Origin of the sequence: Bradyrhizobium sp. 482_C4_N1_8, from assembly GCF_052075965.1 — a bacterium.
GTDB classification, from domain to species: Bacteria; Pseudomonadota; Alphaproteobacteria; order Rhizobiales; family Xanthobacteraceae; genus Bradyrhizobium; species Bradyrhizobium barranii.
The window spans coordinates 1,594,675-1,620,220 of sequence record NZ_CP197231.1 but is presented as its reverse complement, the minus strand read 5'-3'; the positions used below and the strand labels follow the sequence as shown (position 1 = coordinate 1,620,220).

22 protein-coding genes are annotated in these 25,546 nt (G+C 65.6%); 9 read left to right on the top strand and 13 right to left on the bottom strand.

The genetic code is table 11. The features are described from left to right. Positions 1-103: 103 nt before the first annotated feature. The 4 genes from AB7Z56_RS07600 to AB7Z56_RS07585 all read left to right on the top strand — a co-directional run bounded on the left by AB7Z56_RS07600 (position 104) and on the right by AB7Z56_RS07585 (position 5,851). Positions 104-739 (top strand): MarR family winged helix-turn-helix transcriptional regulator, encoded by a 636-nt coding sequence (locus AB7Z56_RS07600; RefSeq protein ID WP_063981291.1) that lies wholly within the window; start codon positions 104-106, stop codon positions 737-739. A gap of 1,369 nt (positions 740-2,108) precedes the next feature. Next, entirely contained in the window at positions 2,109-3,173 is a 1,065-nt protein-coding gene (locus AB7Z56_RS07595) for a ketopantoate reductase family protein (RefSeq protein ID WP_063981258.1), read from the top strand. A 242-nt stretch (positions 3,174-3,415) separates the two neighbouring features. Continuing rightward, complete coding sequence (locus AB7Z56_RS07590; RefSeq protein WP_063981257.1) at positions 3,416-4,234, top strand: YkgJ family cysteine cluster protein; 819 nt, start codon at positions 3,416-3,418, stop codon at positions 4,232-4,234. A gap of 105 nt (positions 4,235-4,339) precedes the next feature. Beyond that, on the top strand, positions 4,340-5,851 hold the full coding sequence (locus AB7Z56_RS07585) for an ATP-binding protein (protein WP_063981256.1): 1,512 nt from the start codon (positions 4,340-4,342) through the stop codon (positions 5,849-5,851). 6 nt (positions 5,852-5,857) lie between these two features. Here AB7Z56_RS07585 and AB7Z56_RS07580 read toward each other — a convergent pair whose 3' ends face one another. From AB7Z56_RS07580 to AB7Z56_RS07535, 10 genes are all read right to left on the bottom strand, one after another. Next, on the bottom strand, positions 5,858-8,173 hold the full coding sequence (locus AB7Z56_RS07580; RefSeq protein ID WP_063986109.1) for a TonB-dependent receptor: 2,316 nt from the start codon (positions 8,171-8,173) through the stop codon (positions 5,858-5,860). Further along, complete coding sequence (locus AB7Z56_RS07575; protein WP_063981255.1) at positions 8,154-9,227, bottom strand: HoxN/HupN/NixA family nickel/cobalt transporter; 1,074 nt, start codon at positions 9,225-9,227, stop codon at positions 8,154-8,156. The genes AB7Z56_RS07580 and AB7Z56_RS07575 overlap by 20 nt, the downstream gene beginning before the upstream one ends. A gap of 254 nt (positions 9,228-9,481) precedes the next feature. Beyond that, positions 9,482-10,222 carry an ABC transporter ATP-binding protein gene (locus AB7Z56_RS07570; RefSeq protein ID WP_063981254.1) on the bottom strand — a complete coding sequence of 247 codons (741 nt, stop codon included), beginning with the start codon at positions 10,220-10,222 and terminating at the stop codon, positions 9,482-9,484. After that, positions 10,219-11,067 carry an ABC transporter ATP-binding protein gene (locus tag AB7Z56_RS07565; protein ID WP_063981253.1) on the bottom strand — a complete coding sequence of 283 codons (849 nt, stop codon included), beginning with the start codon at positions 11,065-11,067 and terminating at the stop codon, positions 10,219-10,221. The genes AB7Z56_RS07570 and AB7Z56_RS07565 overlap by 4 nt, the downstream gene beginning before the upstream one ends. Further along, entirely contained in the window at positions 11,067-12,890 is a 1,824-nt protein-coding gene (locus AB7Z56_RS07560; RefSeq protein WP_441256179.1) for an ABC transporter permease, read from the bottom strand. The genes AB7Z56_RS07565 and AB7Z56_RS07560 overlap by 1 nt, the downstream gene beginning before the upstream one ends. Positions 12,891-12,946: 56 nt before the next feature. Then, positions 12,947-14,104, bottom strand: a complete 1,158-nt coding sequence (locus AB7Z56_RS07555; protein WP_063981251.1) for an ABC transporter substrate-binding protein — start codon at positions 14,102-14,104, stop codon at positions 12,947-12,949. Between the two features lie 55 nt (positions 14,105-14,159). Continuing rightward, the gene (locus AB7Z56_RS07550) at positions 14,160-14,744 is read right to left on the bottom strand and encodes an alkylhydroperoxidase domain protein (RefSeq protein ID WP_063981250.1); all 585 of its coding nucleotides are present in this window, start codon (positions 14,742-14,744) and stop codon (positions 14,160-14,162) included. 12 nt (positions 14,745-14,756) lie between these two features. Next, on the bottom strand, positions 14,757-15,380 hold the full coding sequence (locus tag AB7Z56_RS07545) for a CMD domain protein (protein WP_063986108.1): 624 nt from the start codon (positions 15,378-15,380) through the stop codon (positions 14,757-14,759). Positions 15,381-15,417: 37 nt separating this feature from the next. Further along, entirely contained in the window at positions 15,418-16,452 is a 1,035-nt protein-coding gene (locus tag AB7Z56_RS07540; RefSeq protein WP_063981249.1) for a putative FMN-dependent luciferase-like monooxygenase, read from the bottom strand. A gap of 123 nt (positions 16,453-16,575) precedes the next feature. Next, entirely contained in the window at positions 16,576-17,370 is a 795-nt protein-coding gene (locus tag AB7Z56_RS07535) for a MetQ/NlpA family ABC transporter substrate-binding protein (RefSeq protein WP_028153283.1), read from the bottom strand. A gap of 203 nt (positions 17,371-17,573) precedes the next feature. Between AB7Z56_RS07535 and AB7Z56_RS07530 the strand changes: the two genes are divergently transcribed. Further along, positions 17,574-17,807: a hypothetical protein gene (locus tag AB7Z56_RS07530; protein ID WP_354233139.1), complete on the top strand. Its 234-nt coding sequence runs from the start codon at positions 17,574-17,576 to the stop codon at positions 17,805-17,807. Here AB7Z56_RS07530 and AB7Z56_RS07525 read toward each other — a convergent pair. Then, a complete protein-coding gene (locus AB7Z56_RS07525) occupies positions 17,781-19,226 on the bottom strand; it encodes an MATE family efflux transporter (protein ID WP_354132600.1) in 1,446 nt (481 codons plus the stop codon). The two genes, AB7Z56_RS07530 and AB7Z56_RS07525, sit on opposite strands and share 27 nt — an antisense overlap. 142 nt (positions 19,227-19,368) lie before the next feature. Between AB7Z56_RS07525 and AB7Z56_RS07520 the strand changes: the two genes are divergently transcribed. Then, a complete protein-coding gene (locus AB7Z56_RS07520; RefSeq protein ID WP_063981247.1) occupies positions 19,369-19,947 on the top strand; it encodes a TetR family transcriptional regulator in 579 nt (192 codons plus the stop codon). A gap of 23 nt (positions 19,948-19,970) precedes the next feature. Here AB7Z56_RS07520 and AB7Z56_RS07515 read toward each other — a convergent pair whose 3' ends face one another. Further along, positions 19,971-20,525, bottom strand: a complete 555-nt coding sequence (locus AB7Z56_RS07515; protein ID WP_187387932.1) for a hypothetical protein — start codon at positions 20,523-20,525, stop codon at positions 19,971-19,973. Positions 20,526-20,788: 263 nt separating this feature from the next. Here AB7Z56_RS07515 and AB7Z56_RS07510 point away from each other — a divergent pair, with 263 nt between their 5' ends. Further along, positions 20,789-22,576 carry a peptide ABC transporter substrate-binding protein gene (locus tag AB7Z56_RS07510; protein ID WP_063981245.1) on the top strand — a complete coding sequence of 596 codons (1,788 nt, stop codon included), beginning with the start codon at positions 20,789-20,791 and terminating at the stop codon, positions 22,574-22,576. Here the strand turns inward: AB7Z56_RS07510 and AB7Z56_RS07505 are convergent. Continuing rightward, on the bottom strand, positions 22,539-23,516 hold the full coding sequence (locus AB7Z56_RS07505) for an AraC family transcriptional regulator (protein ID WP_187387931.1): 978 nt from the start codon (positions 23,514-23,516) through the stop codon (positions 22,539-22,541). The genes AB7Z56_RS07510 and AB7Z56_RS07505 overlap by 38 nt on opposite strands. 220 nt (positions 23,517-23,736) lie before the next feature. On the opposite strand from AB7Z56_RS07505, the gene soxC reads away from it, so the two are divergent. Then, a complete protein-coding gene (soxC, locus tag AB7Z56_RS07500) occupies positions 23,737-25,008 on the top strand; it encodes a sulfite dehydrogenase (RefSeq protein WP_063981243.1) in 1,272 nt (423 codons plus the stop codon). Next, on the top strand, positions 24,995-25,543 hold the full coding sequence (locus AB7Z56_RS07495) for a c-type cytochrome (protein ID WP_063981242.1): 549 nt from the start codon (positions 24,995-24,997) through the stop codon (positions 25,541-25,543). Before soxC ends, AB7Z56_RS07495 begins: the two co-directional genes overlap by 14 nt. Positions 25,544-25,546 lie beyond the last annotated feature (3 nt).

The following is a 25,546-nucleotide window of genomic DNA, read 5'->3' as shown; positions in this document are numbered from 1 at the left end:
GGATGTTGTGGTTGGTACGGCTTCTCGCGAAGGACTGGTGCGCAACGACGGAAGGCGGCTCCGGGGCGCCGCAGACGTGATATCCGGGGCAAGGTAGGAATTTATGCCGTTGGCACGCGAGGCCGTCGAGCTGCTGGTTCAGGCGGCCAGAGCCTGGTATTTCGAAGGCAATCAGCACGGGTTGCGCGACCGGGAATGGATGGCGCTGCGCTTTCTTCACCGCGCCAACAGGTTCTCGCGCACGCCGTCCGCGCTGGCCGGCTTCATCGGCGCGACCCGGGCCACGGCATCGCAGATCGTGAAGACGCTGGAAGCCAAGTCCTTCCTGGTGCGAAAGCCGTCGCACGAGGACAAGCGGTCCGTCGTGCTGCACGTCACCGCGCAAGGCGAGAAATGCCTGAGCCAGCACGACCCGATCAATCACGTGGTGAACGCGGTCACGTCTCTCGGCACCGACGAATGCGTCAGGCTGCGCGACTCGCTGCGCGAGATCCTCAATCATCTCGACGCGGCCCATCAGCGGCTCGATGCCAGCATCTGCCGCGACTGCATGTTTCTCGCCGAACGCAGTCCCGGCGCGGGCAAGGGACGCGCGAGCGCCGAATTCATGTGCCGGCTGTACCGCGCCCCGGTTTCTCTCGAGGAGACCGAGCTCCTCTGCACCAGCTTCGAGCGCACCCGCGACCGCCCGAAGATCGAGGGGCATCTCGACCGCGCGCGCATGGCGAGCCAGGGATGAGGCGGGAGTTCGCGACGTGATGGAACGCGCAAGTTTCGGGCGAATGCGATCGCCGGCGCTTGCGTAAAGTTTCTCAGCGGTATCGTTCTTTGAAACACTCGTTTCCTCCGGTCTCCCGGACGCGCTGACCAAGCACGGGAGCATAGTGGCGCACGCTCCCTCCACGTCGTTGCGAGCGCAGCAAAGCAATGACGGAGTATGAGACATCGGCGTCGTCCTCCAAGTACCCCTGTCGTTCCCCGCGACCCGGCTACGCCAAGGCTTCGCCGGGGCTGAGGTCCAGGGCCGCCGAAGCTTTAGCGTAGGCGGCAAGCGGGGGAATCCTGTACGCCGCGGCCTCTCGGCTCAATCACAGCCGTCTCTGGAATACTGGATCGCCCGGTCAAGCCGGGCGACGACAGCGAGTGCCTGGTCGCAGACACGCCTTCGCATCCTCGCGGCATGTTTCGCCCGAGTTTTGCCTGGTCACTCCACCCTCGAAGCCAAGAGGGCGCAGGGAAGGCCGGGTGCTGACCTCGCACCCGCGGTCCGCTGCGCGAAAGGTAACGCAAGGAAACCGCACAGCAGCATACAGGTGGTGCCAATCACTCGGCCTTCCCTGCGCAGTGGTTGGACGGCTTATGCCGTGCTCTCCCGGGAGCCGAGTTCCTTCTGGCCTCCCTCACGCTTGCAAAAGTCACCACCACCACCCCGGTTGACGCGACTGCCGCATTCGCAAAGCACTTGACCGTAGCAACGACGGCCAGGACCACACGGTTTTGCCGCACGCACGGCCCGCCATTTCGCCGCAGTTTTTCCAGCCCTGTCGACGGAGCCGGAAACTTACAGACGAGACGAACCTGACAGCGCCGCTCATCCGGCACGAAGTTTTGGGCTCACGGAGAGCAATCCGCCCTGCCCTTGACCTCTCGCGCCCGACGCTGTCGCGTCCACCGCAAGCCCGACTCGCGACAGTGACGACACAAGATCGCCCCTCTTGGTGAGCCGGGATGGGCGACACATACGCCAATTCCGAATTTCGGTAAAGTGGAATATTTTCGCCCGCGCGGCTTGACGCCCTCTCGGGTGTTTTGCCCGTCGGGCAACGAGACCCCGTCGCCCGGATGGAGCCAACGGGTCGACGCGAAGCGCCGCCCGATCACGGGCTCCGCGCAATCCGGGAAAGGCGTGAGCGCCGGACGAGCGGTCCCGGATCGGGCTGCGCTCCATCCGGGCGACCGATCACCCGCGCCCGCCCGGCAGTCCGCCTTCCGCCTTGTATGCATTATCCCAGTTGCCATCCCCGCGGACTTCGCTTTACATGCCGGCAACTCGCCCGCAGATGACGGCCGGGGCTCAAAAATCACACACATTTTCAAAGGGACGGAATATGGCGCGTAACATCCTGATTCTCGGGGCTTCCTACGGTTCCCTGCTGGGCACGAAGCTGCTGATGGCGGGCCATAACGTGTCCCTGGTCTGCCGCGCCAAGACCGCCGAGCTGATCAACCGTGACGGTACCGAGGTGCGCATCAAGCTGCGCGACGAGGCGGTGCACCGGGCGATCTTCTCGCGCGACCTGCCCGGCAAGCTCGACGCGGTGACGCCGGGCAATGTCGACCTCTCGCGCTACGACATGGTCGGCCTGGCAATGCAGGAGCCGCAATACACCAACCACACGGTCCGCGTTCTCATGGTCAAGATCGCCGCGGCGAAGCTGCCGTGCCTGTCGATCATGAACATGCCGCCGCTGCCCTACCTGAAGCGGATCCCGTCGCTCGCCGACATGGATCTCGAGGAGGCCTACACCAATGCTCAGGTGTGGGAGCGCTTCGAGCCCGGCCTGGTGACGCTGTGCTCGCCCGACCCGCAGGCCTTCCGTCCGCCGGAAGAAGCCGCCAACGTGCTTCATGTCGGTCTGCCGACGAATTTCAAGGCATCGGCCTTCGCCGACGAGAAGCACAACAAGGTGCTGCGCGAGCTCGAAGCCGACATCGACGCGGTGACGCTCGACGGTCACGACGTGCCGGTGAAGCTGAAAGTGTTCTCTTCGCTGTTCGTGCCGCTGGCGAAATGGTCGATGCTGCTGACCGGCAACTATCGCTGCATCACGCCGCACGAGCCGCAGTCGATCCGCGACGCCGTGCACGGCGATCTCAAGCGTTCGCAGACGATCTACGATCATGTCGACGCGATCGCCCGCCGTCTCGGCGCCGATCCGCAGGACCAGGTGCCGTTCGCGAAATACGCCAAGGCCGCCGAAAGCCTGCTCAAGCCGTCATCGGCCGCGCGCGCGGTCGCGAGCGGCGCGCCCTTCATCGAGCGCGTCGACCTGCTGGTGAAGCTGATCTCGCATCAGCTCGGCACCCCCAATGCCGAGATCGACCGCACGGTCGAGACCGTGGACCTGAAGCTGAACGAGAAGATCGTGCAGGGCGGATCTGGCGCGCAGTAGCAGCGTGCCGGCGCTGCCGTCATAGGTCGCGCCGGCCTGCACTGATCGAATTGTCGATGCAGATCGGATCGCCCCTCAGCATGGGCTTACAATTTGGCCCAATACGGGCGATCCTGCTCAGCAGTCCGTTTGCGTAAATCCCGCATACATGCGACTGCTAGCCGTCACGCGGGCGCCGATTTCCGCAGGTTCCGGGGCAGCGCGATGGCCGGATCGAAGGGCTGAAGAACAAGTAGAAGACGATGGATCAGACGGCGTTGCAGGTCGCTCGCGCGGTGGAGGCCGGCGCGACGACGATGAAGGGGATCGTTGACGCGACCGGATTGTCCCGCCTCAAGGTCGAGCGCGCGCTGAGCACGCTGGAGAAGCAAAAGCTCCTGGTCCGCGACGGCCAGGGTTTTCGCGCGACCGGCCTGCCGAAAACGGCGCCGCTGACCCGGCAGTGCGGATCGTGCAACGCCTGCTGCGATATCCTTGAAGTGGCCGCCGTCGACAAGCCGGTGAACCAGCTGTGCAGACACTGGCAGACGGGAACCGGGTGCACCATCTACGACCGCCGCCCGCAGATGTGCCGGTCGTTCGTCTGCGCCTGGCTGCAAGGTCATCTCGATGATGCCTGGTTTCCGGCGACGTCCGGCATCATCGTGCATTTCAGCCAGGACGCGGTCAACGTGACGGTCGACGACCACTGCCCCGATCGCTGGCGCGAGGAGCCTTATTTCAGCAAGCTCGTCGAATGGTCGCTGAACGGGATCAGGCGGATCGGTAACCGCGGCTACGCGACCCTCGTGGTCTCCGGCGAGAACCGGTTCCTGCTGCTCGGACGCACCATCGTTCCCGAGCCGACGCTGTTCGGAACGGCGTTCCTGCCGCTCACCACCGACACCTTCCGGTTCTGGCGCGCGACATCGCCCGAGCATCTGCAGCGGCTGCACGAGCGCATCGCCGAGATCGAGCGTATCCGGCAGGAATTCGGCTCCTGTGCGATCCCCGAGAACGAGGACGACGATCCGCAGGCGCCCTATCGGCCCGCACTTTTACGGCAATCGAATCACGCCTGAACTCCGCCGTGGGCAACACCGCATGATTCGCACGGTGCCGCTCGACGCGCCCCGGCCGGGTTGATAAGCCCCACTCCGCGAATGATGGGGACTTGAGTCGGGGACATGACAGTTGCGATCGAGATGGGGCAGACCACGGCAGGCGCCGCGGCCGCCATGGACCTCGAGGAACTGCTGGCGACCCGGCTCCTGGTGCAGGGCAATTCGGGCTCCGGCAAGTCGCATCTGTTGCGGCGGCTGCTCGAACAGAGCGCGCCCTGGGTGCAGCAGGCCATCATCGACCCCGAAGGCGACTTCGTCACGCTGGCCGAGCAATTCGGCCATCTGGTGATCGAGGCCGAGGATCACACCGAGCGCGGCCTTCAGGTCGCGGGCGAGCGGGCGCGGCTGCATCGCGTCTCCACCGTGCTCAATCTCGAAGGGCTGGACGCCGAGAACCAGATGCGGCGTGCCGCGGCGTTCCTCGGCGGCCTGTTCGACGTCGACCGCGATCATTGGTACCCGATGCTGGTGGTGGTCGACGAGGCGCAGCTGTTCGCGCCGGCGGTCGCCGGCGAGGTCTCGGACGAGGCGCGCAAGCTCTCTCTCGGCGCGATGACCAATCTGATGTGCCGCGGCCGCAAACGTGGCCTCGCCGGCATCATCGCGACCCAGCGCCTGGCAAAACTCGCCAAGAACGTCGCGGCGGAAGCCTCCAATTTCCTGATGGGCCGGACCTTCCTCGACATCGACATGGCGCGCGCCGCCGACCTGCTCGGCATGGAGCGGCGGCAGGCCGAATCCTTTCGCGATCTCGAGCGCGGACAGTTCATGGCGCTCGGCCCGGCGCTGTCGCGACGCCCCCTGCGTTTGCATATCGGCCCGACCGACACCCACGCGCGCAATTCCACGCCGCGGCTGATGCCGATGCCGGAAGCCGCACTCGAGGATATGCGCGCCGTGATCCTGGCCGCACCGCCGCCCGATGCCAGCCGCCCGCAGCGCCGGCCCGCGCCCGATCTGCTCGAGCAGCTCCGCGCCGCGAAGGCGGCCGCGCCGGAGATCCGGCCTGAGGTGACCGAGGTGCCGATCAGCGCCGAGGAGCTCGCCGAGCGGCGCGAGCGCGTCGATCGTACGCTTCGCGCCGTGCTCGCCGAGCCCGATGCCGGCTTCCGCGCCGTCGGCGTGCTCTATCAGGAGTTCGTGGTTCGCTGCCGAATCGAGGGCCTCGGCTCCGCGGTGCCCGATCTGAACGAATTCCGCCGCATGCTGACACGCGCACGCGCCGGGCTCGGCGCCGAGCATGCCGAGGACGACGTCTGGCAGGACGTGTCGCTGCGCGCCTCGATCCTGCCCGACGACATGCAGGGCGTGTTCATGATGATCGCACGCGCGGCGAAGGAAGGCTGGCCCTGTCCCGGCGACGCCGCGATCGCGCGCGCCTACGGCTCGCATTCGCTGCGCCGCGCCCAGCGCCTGCTCGGCTATATGGAGGAGCAGGGCCTGATCGTCTGCCAGCTCGACGGCGCCGGCCGCCGGATCGTGACGCTGGTGGAGCTGGCCTGGGCTACCGCGCCGGGTGATCCCAACGGCGACGATCTGCCGGCCGAGCCGGTTCCGAGCGCGGCCTCGGCTTGAGATCGCCTAGAACGTCCCGGCGACAGTCAGGCGAAAGGTCAGCGGCTCGACCGGGTGCAGCACGTAATCCATCACGCCATTCTGGCAGACCGCCGTCGGCGCGACGCCGCCGGTGCAGAGATTGTACAGCGTGTCGGTCTTGAGCAGCAAGCCATAGGCATAAGTGATCTGGTTCGCCTGCGTGTTGAAGAGATTGAGCACGTCGAGCTGGATGCGCCAGCCATTGTCGATGCGATAGCCGAGGCGGCTGTTGAAGATGCTGGTCGCGGACGAGCGGAACGCATTGTCTTCCGTCAGCGGGCTCGACGCCAGATATCGCCAGCGCAAAGACCCGAACCAGCCGGTCTTCTCGCCGAGCGTGATGCCCGCTGAGGCCACCATCGCCGGCGCGTTCGGAATGTAGTTGCCGGGCGCGTTGCCGATCTGCGCTTCGGGATAGCCCGCGAGCGAGGCATAGACCTCCGCCTGCTCGCTGTCAGTGCCGCGGAAGCGCGCATGCGTCATGGCGAGATCAGCATCGATGTCGATCCACGAGCGCGGACGGTAATGATTGGTCCACTCGAAGCCGTAGCGGCGGCTGGCGCGGGTCGCCGAGGTATCGCCGGCATCGCCGGAGAACAGGATCTCGGAATCCTGATCGAGGATGAAGAGGCTGAACGAGGTGTCGAGGCCGGGCACGATCTTGCTGCGGACGCCAACCTCCGCGCCCCTGGTACGCACCAGCAGCGGCGACGGCGTCAGTCGCGTGGCGGGATCGCTCGGATCTTCCGTCGTGGTCGCGCCGCGCGCGTCGTTCGAGTGCATGCCGGTGCCGGCGCCGAGGAAGAATTCGGTCTGGTTGAACGGGCCGAGCGCCACGCGGAATTTCGGGCTGCCGAGCGCGGCGTCAGTGCGGCCGGAATTGTTGGCATTGAACAGCGAGGTGACGTCGGCCGCATAGTAGTCGCCGCGCAGGCCGACAGTGGTCCTCAGCCAATCAGTCCAGCGCACGGTGTTCTCGGCGAAGACACCGACGCTGCCCTCGCCGACCTTGTCGCTGCGAATGCTTGAGAGGAAGCCGCGCTGGAACGTGTTGCTCAGCGCCAGATCGATCGAATCATAGCGCGATTGCAGGCCGATCGTGGTCTGCATCGGCAGGCCGGCGAACGAGCCGTTCAGCGTGCGCGAGATGTTGGCGCCCGCCATCAGGCGGTCGTCGTGCTGGTGGAACTGGTCGCCGAGCACGGGATCGCTGAGGAAATAGGTGAAGTTGTTGAAGAGGTCGAGCTGGCTCTTCACGACATAGGCGTTGGCCTGCCACGACCCCACATCATCGCTCTGCGCGGTGCGGCCCGAGAGCGCAAAGCGGTTGGTGTTGCCGCCGTCGCTCGGATCTTCCGAGCCGAACCGATCGAGAAAACCGCCGGTGATCGCGCGCTGCGGCACCTGGTCGGTCGAATTCCATTTGTTGGCATAGGCCATGCCGGTGATGGTCAGGCCATCCGTCGCGGTGCCCCGGCTGTAGCGCACGAGACCGTTCAGCTTGCGCACGTTGTCCGGATTTTCCCAGGGGCCGTTGTAGGTGCCGAGCTCGCCGGCGACGAGCAGCGAACCGTCACCGACTTTCGCTGAGTCCATGCCGAGAAGACGACGATAGCCAAAGCTGCCGGCGGTCACCTGCGCGAGACCCTTTTCGGTACGGTCGATCAGGCCGATGCGCACGCTGCCGACAGAGGCGAAATCGCTCTCGTCGGCGAAGTACGGCCCCTTGCGCACATCCATCGCGCTGATGGTTTCCGGGATCAGCCAGTTGAGATCGGCATAGCCCTGGCCATGCGCGTGGGTGCGCATGTTGACGGGGACGTCATCGACATAGATGGCGAGATCGGTGCCGTGGTCGAGATTGTAGCCGCGCAGAAAATACTGGTTGGCTTTGCCTTCACCGGAATGCTGGGTCACGATCAACCCCGGCACGACTTCGAGCGCCTCACCCGGCCGCATGAAAGGGCGCGCGTTGATCTCATCGCCGGAAACGGTGATCTCGCTCGCCATGCCTGGCGGGCCCTTTGCGCCGGAGGCGACGCTGCGGGCGTCCGAGGCCGGGGCTTGCGTCGACTGAGCTACGTGACGGCGATTGGCCGGGACCGGCTTGCTGGCTCGCCGCGATGCGGGCAGTCGCTTGTGAGGCTTCGTCTCGCCGCCGGAGACCTGGATCGGCGGCAGTTCGCGCGAGGCGCCACTGCTCTGCGCGAAGGCGCTGCCGTCATCCGCGAGAAGCATGATGGCCGAAAATGCCGTCAACGCTCCGCGACGACGGCCAGACTCAGGCCGCCTCGGTCGCATCGGCGCCCCGAAGTACATTCGCGCGGGACGCGGCGCCCGCAAACATGCGGCGATAGAGCACGATCGAAACGAGCCAGGCGATCGCAAACAGCGCGATCACGGCGAAGCCGACATTGGCGAGCGACTCGTTGAGGCCGTCGACCAGCGCCCACACGCCGCCGGTTCGACCAAGCCGATCGGCGATCAGGCCGAGCGCCTCGATGCCGCCGATCAACAGCGCCACCGCGACGGACGCGCCGGTGATGGTGAGGTTGTACCAGAGCTTTCGCAGGGGATCGACGAAGGCCCAGCGATAGGCGCTGACCATCAGCGCCGAGTCGGCGGTGTCGACCAGCGCCATGCCCGACGCGAACAGCGCGGGAAAGACCATGACGTCGACGAGCGAAGCGCCGCGCGCGGCTTCCGTCGCGGAGATGCTGAGCAGGCCGATCTCGGTCGCGGTGTCGAAGCCGAGCCCGAACAGGAACCCGAGCGGGAGCATGTGCCAGGGCTTTGTCACCAGGCGGAACATCGGGCCGAGCAGGCGCGCCAGGAATCCGCGGCTCGCCAGCAGCGCGTCGAGCTGCGCGGCGTCGTGGATGCCCTGCGCGCGCGCGATGCGAAACGTCCGCCACAGGCCGACGAAGATGGCGAGATTGATGGCCGCGATCACGAGCAGGAACAGCGCCGACACCGATGTGCCGATGAGGCCGCCGATATCCCTGAGCAGGCTGTCGCCGCCGAGGCTTACCACCCCGAGTGCCAGCAGCATGGTCGCGACCACGACCACGGTGGAATGGCCGAGGGCGAAATAGAGGCCGACGCTGCGCGGCGCACCGCCCGCATGCATCAGCTTGCGCACGACATTGTCGATGGCGGCGATGTGGTCGGCATCGACGGCATGGCGGAGGCCAAACACCCAGGCCAGCAGCGCGGTCGCCATCACCGTCGGCCGGTCACCGAACGCCGCGAAGGCCCAGGCCCATGCGGCGACGTTGGCGGCGATGAGCCCGCCGAACAGCAACACGGTGGCGGGCTCCACCGCCCGTAGGGACCATTTCGTCACGACAATCATTCCGTTCGCACGCCCCTTCGCGGCAACGGTATGATCTTTTCATAGAATGATCACACTAACCAATGCAATTCCAGGGGGCCGCTTTGCAGGAATGCTTGTAACCATCCTTCGAGACGCCCACTGCGCGGGGTCCTCAGGATGAGGCCTGGATTCGCGGCCACGTTGCGAGCAGACCCTCATGGTGAGGAGCCCGCGCAGCGGGCGTCCGGACGATGCTCTGCATCGCCGGGCGAACCATGCAGGCCGAGATGGTGCTACGCGGCCTCGGAACCACCAAGATAGGCATCGCGGATGCGGGGGTCGTCCTTCAGCGCCCGCGCCGGGCCTGAGAGCACGATCTTGCCGGTCTGGAGCACATAGGCCTCGTGCGCGATCTCGAGCGCGAGGCTGGCGTTCTGTTCGACCATGAAGACCGACACGCCTTCCTGGTTGATGGTGCGGATCAACTCCAGCACGCGGTCGACATAGAGCGGCGACAGGCCCATGGTCGGCTCGTCCATCACGATCATCCTCGGACGGCTCATCAGCGCGCGCGCCATCGCGACCATCTGCTGCTCGCCGCCGGAGAGCGAACCGGCACGCTGCGACAGCCGCTGACCAAGCTTCGGGAACAGCGTCAGCATCTTGTCGAGATCCTGCGCCACCGCATCGCGGTCGTTGCGCACGAAGGCCCCCATCAGGATGTTTTCGCGCACGCTCATGTCCGCGAACAACCGCCGCGCCTCGGGAACAGATGCGATACCACGGCGGACGATCTGCGGCGTGGTGAGCCCGAGCAGCGAGGCACCGTCGAAGGTCACGTCACCCGAGCGCGGTTTCACCAGGCCCAAGATGATCTTCATCGTGGTCGACTTGCCGCTGGCATTGCCGCCGAGCAGGCAGACGATATGGCCGCGGCCGACCGTGATCGACAGGTCGAAATGCACCTGCGCCTGGCCGTAGAAAGTGTTGACGTTCGAGAGCGCCAGCAGCGGCTCGGATGCGCCAGTCGTCATACCACGCTCTCCCGCTCCGGCGTCTCCGACAGGCCATGGCCGAGATAGGCCTCGATCACCTTGGGATCGCCACGCACCACTTCACCCGGCCCTTCCGCAATCTTCTTGCCCTCGTCCATGACGATGACGCGGTCGGAGAGGCGCATCACCATTTCAAGCTTGTGCTCGATCAGGAGGATGGTCAGCCCCTCGGCCTTCAGCTCGGCGACGAGGCCCTGCATCTCCGCGGTCTCGGTCGGGTTCATGCCGGCGGTCGGCTCGTCGAGCAGCAACAGGCGCGGCTTCAGCGCAAGCGCGCGCGCGATCTCGACGCGGCGGCGGTTGGCATAGGACAGGCTGTAGGCCGGCTGGTCGATCCGCGGCAGCAACCGCTCGCCGAAGCGTGCGAGAATAGTCTTCATCTCCTCGCGCAGCCGTTCCTCTTCGTCCCTGACGCTGGCCGGACGCAACAGCGCCAGCCCCAACTCCAGCAGCGGGCCGATCACCGGCACCGCGGGCTTCACCGCGCGCAGCCGCGTGTGCGCGCCGATCAGGACGTTGTCCATGACGCTGAGATTGCCGAAGACACGGCCGAGCTGGAACGTGCGCGCGATGCCTCCGGCCGCGAGCCGTTCGGGCGAGAGACCCGTGATGTCCTGCCCTTCGAAGTGGACATGGCCGGCATCGGGCCGATCGAGCCCGGTCACGAGGTTGAACAGCGTCGTCTTGCCGGCACCGTTCGGGCCGATGATGCTGATGAGCTCACCCCTGGCGAGATCGAGGTCGATGGCATCCACTGCAGTCAGGCCGCCAAAGCGACGCGTCAGCCCGCGCAGGGACAGCATGGGTGTGTGCTGCTCTGCCATCATAACGTTCCCAACAGGCCCTGCGGCCTGAACCGCACGAGCAGCAGCAACACGATGCCGTAGATCAGGATGCGATACTCCGCCGCGATCCGGAACACCTCCGGCAGGCCGACCAGCGCGACCGCTCCGACGATGGCCCCGACGACGTTGCCGAGGCCGCCGAGGATCACGACGGTCAGCGCCAGGATGGATTGCTGCGTGTTGAAGGTCTCGTGGTTGATGTAGGAATAAAGATGCGCGGCGATGCCGCCGCTGACACCGGCCGCGAAGCCGCCGAAGATGAAGGCCAGCGACTTGTAGCGGTTCAGGCTGAGGCCATAGGCGCGCGCGGCGATGTCGTCGTCGCGGATGGCGCGGAAGCTGCGGCCGAGATGCGAGCCGAGCAGCCGCCCCTGCAGCAGCGCCAGCACGACCATCACGACAAAGCTGAACCAGTAGATCGAGGTCGGGCTGACCAGATCGTAGCCAAACAGCGACAGCGGCGGAATGCCGGAGATGCCGATCGGGCCGCGGGTGACGCTCTCCCAGTTCAAAATCACCAGCGACACGATCTCGCCGATGGCCAGCGTCGCGATCGACACATAATGCCCGCGCAGGCGGAACGACGGCGAGATCAATGCCGTGCCGAGCGCGGCACTCATCAGGCCGCCGGCGATGATGGAGAGGCCGACGGGGACGGAGAAATTCAGCGACAGCAGCGCCGAGGTGTAGGCGCCGATCGCGAGCAGCGCGGCATGTCCGAGCGAGACCTGTCCCACCGTGCCCGCAACCAGCGTCAGGCTGAGCGCGAGCATGCCGAGTAGCCAGGCGTTGATCAGGGTCTGGAGCACGTAGAAGGACACCGGGAAGAACGGCAGGATCGCGAACACGCCAACGGCGACCAGCAGCGCCCAACGCGGAATCCGCACCGGGCGGCTCGGCGCGATGAAAGTGCCGGTGAGCGGCTCGGGTGGCGCCTGCCGCGCGCTGGCGAACAGGCCGTTCGGACGCAGCACGAGCACGACGACCAGCAGCAGGAACGCGAATAGATTGCGGTAGCTGGTGCCGAACACGGCGACGCCGTAGCTCTCGACCAGCCCGAGCAACAAGCTGCCGATCACGGCGCCCGGCACGTTGCCGGCACCCCCGACCACTTCCGCAACGACGCCCTTGAGCGTTGCCTGCAGGCTCATCGCGGTGTCGATCTGGTTGTAGTACATGCCGACCAGCAGGCCGGAGACGCCACCGAGCGCCGCCGCAATGCCAAATACGGCCTGATTGACGCGGTTGACGTCGACGCCCATCTGCATCGCGGCATCGCGGTCCTGCGCGGTGGCGCGCACCGCCCAGCCGAGCTTGCTGTAGCGCAGGAACACGAACAGCAGCAGCGCGCTGGTGAGGCCGACGCCGGCGATCAGCAGATCAAGAGGTCCGATCGTGCCGCCACCAACCTGGAAGCGAACGTCGGGCAGCTGGCTCGGCAGCGCGCGCGGGTTGGGCGAGAAGGTCAGCATCACCAGCTGATCGAGCACGAAGCTGATGCCGATGGTCGCGAGCAATGGTGCGATGCGCACGGAGTTCTGGAGCGGACGCAGGCCGAACCGTTCGATGATCAGTCCGACGATCGCGGCCGCCACCGCCACCACGATGATGGTGAGCGGCAGCGGCGTATGCAGCTGCACCACCGCGACCCAGCCGATATAGGCGCCGACGAGATAGATCGAGCCCTGGGCAAAGTTGATCAGCCGGCTGACGCCGAAGATCAGCGCAAGCCCGACCGCAACGAGCGCGTAAACATTGCCGACGATCAGCCCGTTGATCGTGTAGTCGAGCCAGGAAGACACGCTGATATCACCACGTAGAGAGGAAAGCGGCCGGAGCCCCCGCTCCGGCCATCATGTCAGGTCGGCTTGCCGTCCCAGAGCGCGAACTGGCCCTTGCGCACGACGAGCTCGGCGTTCATGGCGCCCTTGACGCGGCGGGTCGCGACGTCGAACGTCGCGGCGCCGAAGATGACGCTCGGCACGTCCTTGACCTTGGTGAAGGCGTCACGGACCGCCTTGCGGTCGGTGCCGCCGATCTTCACCACGGCAGCCGCCATGTTCATCGCATCATAGGCGTAGGCGTTGAAGGCGTCGGGCTCCAGACCGTTGTACTTCTTCTTGAAGCCGGCGATGAACTTCTGCACTTCGGGCCGCGGGTCTTCCGGGAAGTAGCGCGTGCCGACATGGACCTCTTCGACGGCCTCGCCGCCCAGCTCCAGGAATTTCGGCGAGTAGACCGAGCTCGCCGCGCAGATCACCTGCTTGAGCCCGACCTGTCGCGCCTGACGCGCGATCAGCGCGCCGTCGGAGTAGTAGGAGATCAGGATCAAGCCATCTGGGTTGGCGTCGCGGACGCGCACCAGGGTAGAGCGGAAGTCGCGCTCCTCCGCGATATAACCCTCGGTGACCGCGATTTCCGCGCCATATTCCTTTGCAGCATTGACGAAATAGTCGCGGCTGGTGCGGCCCCAATCCGTGTTGAGGTGCAGCACCGCGAGCTTCTTCAGGCCAAGGCGCTTCACGGCATAGGACGCCAGCAGCGGCTGCTCGTCGGCCTGGCTGACCGAGGTGCTCCACATGAAGTCGCCGCCCTTGGTGAAGTCAGGATGCGAGTTGGTGAAGCCGAACTGCACGAGGCCCGCGCGCTGATAGATCGGCGAGGCCGCCATCGAGGCCGGGCTGGAGAAGTCGCCGAGCTCAAGGACGATGCGGGGATCGGAGACGAATTTCTGCGCGATCGCCACCGACTGGCGCGGATCGCTCTGGCTGTCCTCGAAATTGTAGGTGAGCTTGCGGCCGTTGATGCCGCCGGCCGCCTGGATCTCGTCCAGCGCGAGGTCGAAGCCCTGCTTCCACTGCGTGCCATATTGCGCGTTCGGCCCGGTCAGGGGGCCGCTGACGCCGAGCAGGATCGGCTCGGAGGATTGCGCGAAGGCGCCGCGCGAACCGGCCGCTCCCGCCATCATGGCGGCGAGCGAGCCCTTGACCAGGGTACGACGATCGATGTTGCTCATGCACGGCTCCATCCAGTGTTGAAACAAGCAGCAATTCTTGTGCCGGTGAGATCGCCTATTTCGAGGGCTCACCGAGTGACAGCATCAGCCGGTTCGCCCAATTGAAGAACGACGCGCCGTTGATGACGTCGACGATCTCGGCATCGTCGAGGCCGGCGCGGCGCAGCTCTTCGACATTCTCAGGGCCGAACGCGATCGGCGTCGCGGCCAGCGCGACCGAGGCCTTGACCACCGCATTCCAGCGCTCGCCAAGGTCGGCCTTGACGCCTTCGTCGAGCAGACGCTGCACGTCGTCACGGCGCTTGGAATAGGTGCTGGCGAAACGCGCATGCACGGAGGCGCAATAGATGCAGCCGTTGTAGCGCGACGTCGCGGCCGCCGCGAGCTCACGCTCGGCGCGCGGCAGGCCGTCGGCGACGTTGTAGAAGATATCCTTGTCCGTCTTGGTGCGGGCTTCCAGCACCTCGGGATCACGCACGAGAAGGCGGAAGTATTCGGACTTGGCACGGGAGCGATCGACCAGGCCCGCGAAATGCCGCTCGGCCAATTCGGCCTCGGGCAGCGGGTCGATCCACGACACCCAGCCGAGCTCGTCCTGGGTGAAGACGACGGGCGGATTGACGTTGTTTGCAGCGCTCATGATGCAGTCTCCTTACGCGCCAGCCGCCGCGCTTGCGGTGCCCAGCGAGGCGCCGAGCACGCGCAGGCCCGTGACGACGCGCACCTGGAACGACAGGAACGCGACGAGCTGAGAGAAAGTGACGATGCCGGTGTCGGACCAGCCGGCGGCCAACAGCGCCTTCATATCGGCGGACGCGGCATCGCGCGGGCGGAACACCAGCAGATGCGCATGCTCCAGCGCTGCGGCGAGCCTGGCGCCAAGGACGGACTTGCCCTCCGCGCTCGCGCGATAGATCAGGCCGGCCGTGTTCTCGACTGACAGCGGTCCGGCAGGATACGCACCGTACGGGCCTGACGTCTCGCCGCGCCCGATTTCGACCTCGATCGCCTTGGCCAGGCGCGCACCATCGGCGGTCGCCGCGAGCTTCGCCCGGTAGAAGGCGGCCATGGTGGGCTCGCGGTGAAGGCCGATCACGAAGAGCCCGACTGCGGCGCGCTCCACAAGCGAAAAATCGCCGGCGTCGATCGGCTCGAACAGCGAGAGATAGCTCTTCTGCGCGTTCTCGCGCGCCTGCACGCGGCGTGCCCGAATGCCATCCAGAGCCGTGCCCGGTTCGATCCCGGCGAGCGTGTCGATGATATCTTTCGTAGCCATCATTCAGCCTCGTGCAACGCGATCATGTTCGCTCCGATCAGCCCGCCAGAGCCACGTCAGCCGCCGTCCGGGTCCAGCCCAGCGCCGGCGCGACCTTCTCCGCGACAAGCTCGATCGAGCGCAGGATATGAGGATGCGGCGCGTCCACCGAATGCGCCTGGAAAACGAGGTCGGTCACCCGCTCCAGCGTGGCGTCGGCGCGGAGCGAGGCGATGACGTCGTCGGCCGCGCCGACATGCGTGTCGAATGCGGTGATCATCTCCTCCAGCGTCTCGCCAGGCCTGGCGTGACCGCCCTTGAGGAACTGCGGCAGCGCGCGCCGCAGCCCGATGTCGGCAAGGCGCATCGCTTCAGTCCGGTCGTCGGCGACGAAGACGCTGCGTGAGGCCATGATCCGGGGCTCGCATCCCGGCGGCAGCGCTTCGAGATAGGCATCGATGACCGGATTCTGGATCTCGGCGAGCGTGGCCTTCGGCGCCTCCTTGGTCCGGGGCTGGGTGCGCGACAGCAGCAGGCCATCGCCGGCCTTGCCCGCGCGCGCACCACCGGCGACCGAGAACGTCGCCTGCCAGATCCGCTTGTCCAATTGGGGCCGTTGCGGATACAGCGTATCGCCACCAGTGAGCGGCTTGCCGACCAGGGCGGTGCGGACCACGTCAAGATTGCGGGCAAAGATCTCGTTGCGCAGGGCACTGTCGAGGCCGAAGGCGGCAAAGGCCGACGGATTGCCGCCGGTGCCGACGCCGAGCTCGAAGCGGCCGTTGCAGAGCAGATCGAGCACGGCGGCATCTTCCGCCACCCGCACCGCATTCTCCAGCGGCAGCGTGACGATGCCGGTGCCGAGACGGATGCGCGAGGTTTGCGCCGCGACGTAACCGAGGAAGGTGAAGGGCGACGGCAGGCCGCCCTCGCGTTCGTGAAAATGATGCTGCGCGATCCACGCGGAATCGAGGCCCGCTTTCTCTGCGCGCACGATCTGCTCGGCGGCAAAGCGGTAGCGCTCCGCGGGCGGGGCTTCATCGAGGAGGCGCGTGAAGAACCCCAGTCGTTTCAGGTTTGCAAAGCGTTTCATACGACCCCTGTCGGGCGAGGATGGGCCCCGATGATGTCGGTTGCCGCAGCTCCAGACAAGCGGGCATTGCGCAAGGCTGCCCGCCGGATCGCCCCCGCGCTGGACCTTGGCTAGGCAGATTGCCTACCAGCTCGGCAGCACCGCGCCCTTGAACTTGGTCAGGACGAACTCCTTGACCTCGGGCGTATGGTAGCTGTCGACGAGGATCTTGACCCAGGGCTTGTCCTTGTCGGCGGCGCGTACCGCGATCAGGTTGACGTAGGGGCCCTTCGGGTCCTCGCGCAGGATCGGATCCTTGACGGGATCAAGGCCCGCCTGGGTTGCATAATTGGTGTTGATCGCGGCGGCATCGACATCGTCGAGCGCGCGCGGCGCCTGCGCCGCATCGACCTCGATGAATTTCAGCTTCTTGGGATTCTCCGTGACGTCGAGCACCGTCGGCTTGAAGCCCGTGCCGTCCTTCAGCTTTATCACGCCCTTGTCGCGCAGCAGCAGCAGCACGCGGCCGCCATTGGTCGGATCGTTCGGGATCGAGACCTTGCCGCCTTCAGGGATATCGGCGAAGGCCTTGTGCTTCTTCGAATAGACGCCGATCGGGAAGTTCACGGTCAGCCCGACGGATTCGATCTTGTAGCCGCGGTCGGCCTTCTGGTTGTCGAGATAAGGCTGGTTCTGGAACGAATTGGCCTGGATCTCACCGGCATCGAGCGCGGCATTCGGCACGACGTAGTCGGAGAACTCGATCAGCTGAATGTCGAGGCCCTGCTTGGCTGCGATCGGCTTCACCGCCTCGAAGATCTGCGCATGCGGGCCCGGCGTCACACCGATCTTGATCGTCTCGGCGGTTGCTGCGGCCGACCAGGCGGCAAGCGCGGTTGCGAGGATCAGGGGGAGGCGAAACGACATCTTGGTCTCCATCACGCGGGCGGCAATCAGTGGAACCGTATTCGCTTCTCCGTGAGGCGAAATCAATGAAATGAAAATCCATAATGACTACCGGTGGCGGACTCTCGTTCTCCATTTGGCGCAAAATAGGAAACGAATTCGCAGGTCATGGGGCGCGTTGCGCAAGCGTGATGGGCATCACGGCAAAGTGTCACCCCGGATGCGAGATAAGTAGCATGGCTAGCAAGGAGCTCAGCCATGACCGCCCTCGCCGCCCCGAAGTTCGCCAGCCCGAAGCGCCTCGGAGCCTCTATGCCCTGCTCCAGGGCGTGCCGTTCAATTCCGGCGTCGCCCTGACGATGAAGCTGATCAACGCGTCGTCGCTCAAGTTGCTGAGCAACTTGCTGCTGCTGTCGGCGCTACCGGCATCCAGTGATGCCTGTTTACTCGGAGCGCCACGTCCACGGTGACAGCATGATCAGGACGCAGATCGCGGCATAGGCGGCGAGCGAGGCCGTGACCATGGTGGCGAGACCCGCCATGCCCGCGCCAAAGCTCGCCACCGCGATCCAGCCGCCGCCGGCCGCGATCAGGATGCGCGCAAAGGACGAAGCGAGCGGCCCCGTCGCTCGGCCGGTGCCTTGCACCGCGAACGAACTGACAAAACCGAAGCCGAGCGCGGCATAGGCCGGCGCGACGATGCGCAAATAGGTCATGCCCTCGCTGACGACGTCCGCGTCATGGCTGAAGAGGTGCAGCCAGGCTGTCGGGAAGATCGCGACCAGCAAGCCGATCGTGCCGGTCATGATCATGCCGACCACACCGCTGATCCAGCCGATCTTTCGTGCCCGCGCGGTCTGGCCCGCGCCCATGTTGACGCCGACCATGGTCAGCGTCGCCGTGCTGATCCCGAACAGCAGCGGAATCATGATGTAGTCCAGCCGCGAGGCGATGCCGTAGCCGGCGAGCGCGGAGGTGCCGAACAGGCCGACCGCGCCGGTGACGAGAATGACGGTGAGGTTGGTCAGCACCGCGTTGAACGCGGTGGGGATGCCGACCTTCAGCATGTCGCCGAAGATTTTTGCGCGCAACGGCACGATGTGCAGCTTCAGGCCAGTCGCGCCCGTCGACATGTAGCGCAGCAGGAACAGCATCGCCGCGCCGTAATAGAGGCCGAAGGCTATGCCGGCGCCGCCGATGCCGAGCCGCGGGATCGGCCCGAACCCGAAGATCAGTGCCGGCGAGACCGGAATGGTCACGATGGCGCCGACCAGAGTCACCAGGGCCGGCACTTTGACGTTGCCGGCGCCGCGCAGCGCGGCAGCCTGGAGGTTGACGATCCACACCGGGATGGCGCCGGCGAACAGATAGTTGGAATAGGTGGTGGCAGCGCTAAGCGCACCGTCGGTGCCGCCGAGGGCACGATAGAGATGCGGACCACCGAGGACGACGCCGAGCGTGAACACGCCGCCGGCAATGATCGCGAGCACCACGGCATGAAACAGCGCCGCCTCGGCATCGGCGCGGCGGCCGGCTCCAACCGCGCGCGCCACCGAGGACGCAACGCCGGAGCCGAACCCGCCGTTCGACATCATGGTCATCAGCATGAAGATCGGGAACACCAGCGCGGCGCCGGCGAGCGCATCGGTGCCGAGATAGCCGACATAATAGGCCTCCGCGATGTTGACCGCGGTCTGCGCCACGAGGACGGTCACGGTCGGCAGCGCGAGCTTGAGCAGCGTGGGCAAGATCGGCGCGGTCAGGAGCGCGGCGCGTCTTTGCTCAGCCGCGCTTGGTGCGGGCGTAGCCGCCTGGCGAAGCGGCGCCGCGGCGTGGGCCACGAATGGCGCGGCGGACAAGGCCGGCGCGGCGGCATCTTCGACGGACATGGTTCGATCCTGTGGTTCCCTCGGACCGCCCGGTCGGCCGCCCATTGCATTATGATCATAATGTATTAGTATGAACGTAATGCAATAGGACAGACCTCACGATTTTGTGGCATAGGGGGCGGCGGGTTCGCAGGAGGCGGAGTTGGCGCGCTATGACAAGGGACACAGGGACACGACGCGGCGGCACATTCTCGATGTCGCATCATCGCAGTTCCGCGAGAGCGGCATCGCCGCGGTGGGCCTCGCCGGCATCATGGCGGAAGCGGGCCTGACCAACGGCGCCTTCTACACGCACTTCGCCTCCAAGGAGGATCTGGTGCGCGCGGTGCTGCTCGACGCGCTGGAGCGGCGCGAGCAGCGGCACAAGGACAATCTCGAAAACGGCGTCGCGCTCGAGACCGTGATCCGCGACTATCTCTCGCCCAGGCATCGCGATCGCGCGGCGACCGGTTGCCCGACCGCGGCCCTCGTCTCCGAGATCGCGCGGCATCCGAAGGCGACGCGCGAGGCCTTCACCGGCAAGATGTCCGACATCCTCGCGCTGATGGCAGCGCAAATGCCTGAGGGCACGCCGGCGGAACGGCGCCGCCGCGCCATCGCGGCCTACGCCACCATGGTCGGCGCGCTGCAATTGTCGCGCGCGGTGAGCGACAGGCAATTGTCGGAGGAGATTCTCGAGAACGCGGTGGATGCCGCGCTGGCGCTTGCGAAGGGGCGCTAGCCCCAGGGCGGCCTGCGTGTTGCTCAGCTCCTCGCGTCGAGCTGGCTGCTGCGACCGGACGAACTTGCTTGCGAGGCATAAGCGGAAGCTGCGGCCGACGCCGGTGAATAGTGCGACAGCGATTCGGCGAGTTCTTCGGCAGCCTCGGTGAGCTCCTTCAGGACGGCGTCGCTGTCCGTGGCATGGCCGCCGGAGGAATGCAGCACCTCGAACGAGATTCCGTTCGGAAGATCGACATGAACCTTGTCGATCCCGACGGCGTCGGGCGTGTCGCCGTTCTGCGCCTGGTCGGCGCTGGACGCCGGATCACCTGATATCTGCTGGCTCGCGAGCTTCTGCACGAAATCCTCGATGGACTTGAGCGCGCTGCTGTCGAAGCCGCCGCCACCGAAATGGACGATGCCGATCGACATACCATTCGGCAGGCTCACCTTGACCTCGTCGTAGGGCGTGCCGCTCTCCAGCAGAGACGAGAACATCGAGGCGCCGTCTTGTGAACCCGCTGATTTCGACTGGCTGGTGGATGAAGGCGACCCCGCCGCGCTTCCACCGATGCTGCTCATGCTGCTGACGCTCATACCCGCACTCCACTGTCATTGCGAACGCACGCTTTGCGTGCAATGCGCATGCCAGATGAGAGCCTCATTGCCATCAAGGGCTTATCGCGAAATCCGGCCGGCATCCCTTTCACGCCGGCAACAATGTCCCGGCAGAAGCTGCCCATCTCCACGTTCGCCATTTCGTCGCAGGGCCTTGCGGCCTCGCCGGCATTGCCGCCTCGTGCATGATGCAACATGATGGGGTGCCGAAGACGATTTTTCTTCGAGGTGGGGGTCATTCGATGAACGAAGACGAGATACGCAAGTCCATCGCGGAGGTGAAGCAAGGCACGCTGTCGCGACGCTCGTTCATCCGGACCATGGCTGCGGCCGGGATCGCCGCGCCGGTCGCGAGCCAGATCCTGCTCTGGAACGACGTCGCGATGGCGGATGCCACGCTGCCATACAAGCCGACCAAGGCCGGCGGCGGCGGCCCGCTCAAGATCCTGCTGTGGCAGGCCCCCACCCTGCTCAATCCGCATTTCGCCATCGGCACCAAGGATCAGATCGCCTCGCGCATCTTCTTCGAGCCGCTGGCCGGTTGGGACAAGGACGGCAACCTCATCCCCTGCCTCGCCGCCGAGATTCCGACCAAGGCGAACGGCAGCCTCGCGGCCGACGGCATGAGCGTTATCTGGAAGCTGAAGCAGGGCGTGAAGTGGCATGACGGCAAGCCCTTCACCGCCGACGACGTCGTCTTCACCTGGACCTATGCGGCGGACCTCGCGACCGCCGCCTACAGCACGGGATCCTACAAGGACATCACCGTCGAGAAGATCGACGACCACACCGTCAAGGTGCTGTTCAAGGCCCCGACCCCGTTTTGGGCCGACCCCTTCGTCGGCTCGGTCGGCCAGATCCTGCCGAAGCACCATTTCGGCGACTATGCCGGCGCGAAATCGCGCGAGGCGCCGGGCAATCTGAAGCCGGTCGGCACCGGCCCGTACAAATTCGTCGAGTTCAAGCCGGGCGACCTGATCCGGGCCGAACGCAACCCCGACTATCACGTCAAGAACCAGCCGCATTTCGACACGCTCGAGGTCAAGGGCGGCGGCGACGCGGTCTCCGCGGCGCGCACCGTGCTCCAGACCGGCGAGTACGACTATGCCTGGAACCTGCTGGTGGAGGAGGAGGTCCTCAAGCGCATGGAGGCCAGCGGCAAAGGCAGGGTCGACATCACGCCGTCCGGCAACGTCGAGTTCATCATCCTCAACACGACGGACCCCTGGACCGAGGTCGACGGCGAGCGCTCCAGCGTCAAGACCAAGCACCCGACGCTGTCCGATCCGGTCGTCCGCCAGGCGTTCAACCTCCTGATCGATCGCGAGGCGATCCAGAAATTCATCTACGGCCGCGGCGGCATCGCCACGGCAAGCTTCGTCAACCAGCCCCAGCAGTTCAAGTCGGGCAAGCTGACCTACGCATTCGACGTCGACAAGGCGAACAAAATCCTCGACGAGGCCGGCTGGAAGCGGGGCGCGGACGGCATCCGCGAGAAGGACGGCAAGAAGCTCAAATACGTCTTCCAGACCTCGATCAACGGCCCGCGCCAGAAGACGCAGGCCATCATCAAGCAGGCCTGCCAGAAGGCCGGTATCGACATCGAGCTGAAGTCGGTGACCGCATCGGTGTTCTTCTCGTCTGATGTCGGCAACCCCGACACCTACTCGAAACTCTATTGCGACATGGAGATGTACAACACGACGCAGCCGCAGCCCGATCCGGAGCGGTTCTTGAACCAGTGCGTCTCCTGGGAGATCGCCAACAAGGAGAACAAGTGGCTCGGCCGCAACATCTCGCGCTGGTCCGATCCCGAGGCCGACAAGGCCTACAAGACCGCGCAGCAGGAGCTCGATCCGGTCAAGCGCGCCGCGCTCCTGATCAAGGTCAACGAGATCTTCTGCGAAGCCAATATTCTGGTGCCGCTGCTCTCCCGCAACATCGTCGGCGCCGGCGTCAATAACCTCATGGCCGACATCTCGGGCTGGGACGTCACGACCTGGAATTTGGGGAGCTGGTATCGGGTCTGACGACCGGCGCGCGAGGACCCGGCTCCCTCAAGGCGCCGGGTCGCATGCCGTATCTGCGCATGATGGCTTTGCTCAGCGCGCCTTCGGACGCATAGCCGACCTCGCCGGCGATCTTCGCGATCGGATCGGAGGTGCCGGCCAGCCGCTTGCGCGCGACCGTCAATCGCAAATCGGACAGGAACGTCATGGGCGCGACCCCCGCGCGCTTTTGAAAAGCGCGCACCAGCGTCGCGCGCGAGGCGATCGCCACCGCCGCCATGTCGTCGAGCGTCCAGTCCCGGGCGAGATCGTTGAGGATCGCCGACACCACACGGGCCGTCACGCGGTCGCGCAACAGCGACACCGTCCCGTTCCCGGAGGCATCGTCCGAAAGATGGTCGCGGAGCATCATCACGAACAACGCCCTCGCGAGGTCGGCCGCGACCACTTCCGATCCAACCCGTCCAGCGTCCAGTTCCTCTCGGATGTCGATCAGCAGGCGCCGAAACCGTTCCAGCAGCGGCTCCTCCGCTGTGCGCAGGATGATCTCGTCGGGAAGCGCGGCGATCAACGGATTATCATCCGACGTTTCGAACAGGAAACGGCCGCACAGCAGTTCGGTATCGACCTCGGCCTCGACCGTCGCGCGCTGGCGGACGCCATTGCGGACCTCGGTCGTAACACGCCTGACAGCGCCGCCCGTCCGGCTTCGAACCGCGTGACTGTCGCCATGCGGCAGGAGAAGGATGTCGCCGGCTTCCAGCCGCTGCGGGCCCAGGCCCGGCCGCTCGACCACGCAAGCGCCGCGCGTGACCATGTGGAACTGCGCCCACCCCTTGCCGTTCGGCGCGTGTAGCGACTCCCAGCTGCCGCCAAATTTGCAGGAATCCTCGAATATTGGACGGATCCTGAACAGCGGCACCATCGCCTTCAACAATTCCGCCGCGTCCGCCTCCGACATCCCTCTCCCCTTGATCCGCCCGGACATGTCTCCGAGCCGCCCGGCCATTCCATGGAACAGCCAAGCGCATCTACCATACAAGAGGGCCGTCCCGCGCATGAGTGGACCAGTACTCATGGCTTTTAACACATCCTAACGAGCAATCCTCACGGTGTTCGGTAATGTCACGGCATGAAGGCGGCAGGGATTTCCAAAAACACGGTCATCACGGGGAGATCATATGACGTCCAAGACGCCAGTTGAGTTGTTGCCACGGCCTGCGAATGTGTCGCGCCGCGGCTTCGTGGGAGGCCTGTCGGCGGGCATCCTTGGCGCGGTGGCGTCCGAGGCGGCGGGCGCCGAGACGCTCGCCGACGTCCCCGATCGCGGGCCCGGCGCTGATCTGAGCGCGCACAGCGAACGCTCCCGGTTTGCAAAACTCGATCGCATCCCCGAGGCCACGCCGGGCAAGCGCAACGTCGATCCCGGCGATGCCATCAATTCCAAGACCCCGCATCAGAAACTGGTAGGCAACATCACGCCGACGGACCTGCATTACGAGCGCAGCCATTCCGGCGTGCCCGATATCGATCCTGCCCAGCACAGGCTGCTGATCCACGGCATGGTCGGCAAGCCGCTGGTGTTCAGCGTCGAGGATCTGAAGCGGATGCCGTCGGTGACGCGCGTCGTGTTCATCGAATGCACCGGCAACGGCTGGGAGAACTGGAAAAAAGCCGATCCTGACGTGACGGTGCAGAACACGCATGGCCTCGTCAGCACCAATGAATGGACCGGCGTTCCGCTCAAATTCCTGATCGACCTCGTCGCCAAGGACAAGGGTTCGAACTGGATGCTGGCGGAGGGCGGCGACGGCGCGGGTGTCGATCGCAGCATTCCCCTCACCGACGAGATCGTGAACGAGGCTTTCGTCGCCTACGGCCAGAACGGCGAGCCGCTGCGGCCCGCGCACGGCTTTCCGATGCGGCTGGTGATGCCGGGCTTCGAAGGCAACCTCAACATCAAATGGCTGCGCCGCCTCAAGTTCGGCAGCGAGCCCTGGATGACGCGCTGGGAGACGGCGCGCTACACCCAGCTGCTGGCCAACGGCAAGGCGCGGCAGTTTCAGCTGCGGATGGAAACCAACTCCGTCATCACGCAACCATCGGGCATGATGCAGATCCAGCCGGGCTATAACCGCATCTCGGGTCTTGCCTGGAGCGGTCATGGCAAGATCGCCAAGGTCGAGATCTCCACTGACGGCGCCAAGACGTGGAAACCCGCGCAATTGAGCGAGCCGGTGCTGTCCAAGGCGCAGGTGCGCTTCCAGATGGATTGGGTCTGGGACGGCAAGCCGACAAAAATCGTGAGCCGCTCGACCGACGACCAGGGCAACGTTCAGCCGGACCGGCAGTCCTTCATCGCCGCGATGGGGACCAACGCGCTGTTTCACTACAACGCCCAGCAGACCTGGAGCATCGACGAAGCCGGGAGGGTCCGCAATGTTCTCGCATGACAAGCTGTTTCTCGCCGGCATCCTCGCCGCCGGCCTGTTCGCCGCGCCCGCGCTGGCGTTCGATTTCGGCCGTCCGGCAACGCCGCAGGAAATCAAGCTATGGGACATCGACGTCGGCCCCGACGGCAAGGGCCTGCCCGACGGCAGCGGCACGGCGGTGCAAGGCAAGCAGATCTTTGCCGACAATTGCGCGGCCTGTCATGGCGACAACGGCCAGGGCGGCATCAAGGATCGTCTCGCCGGCGGACAGGGCACGCTCGCCTCCAACATGCCGGTCAAGACCGTGGGCAGCTTCTGGCCCTATGCGACGACCCTGTTCGACTACATTCATCGCGCGATGCCGTATCCGACGCCGGGCTCGCTCAGCACCGACGAGACCTATGCCGTCACCGCCTACATATTGAGCCTCAACGGCATCGTTCCCGCCGACGGCAAGGTCGACAAGGAGTCCTTGCCGAAAATCAGGATGCCCAATCGCGACGGCTTCATTCCGGAGCCGGAATTCGACCCGGCGCGATTATTCCGCAAGAAGTGAGCC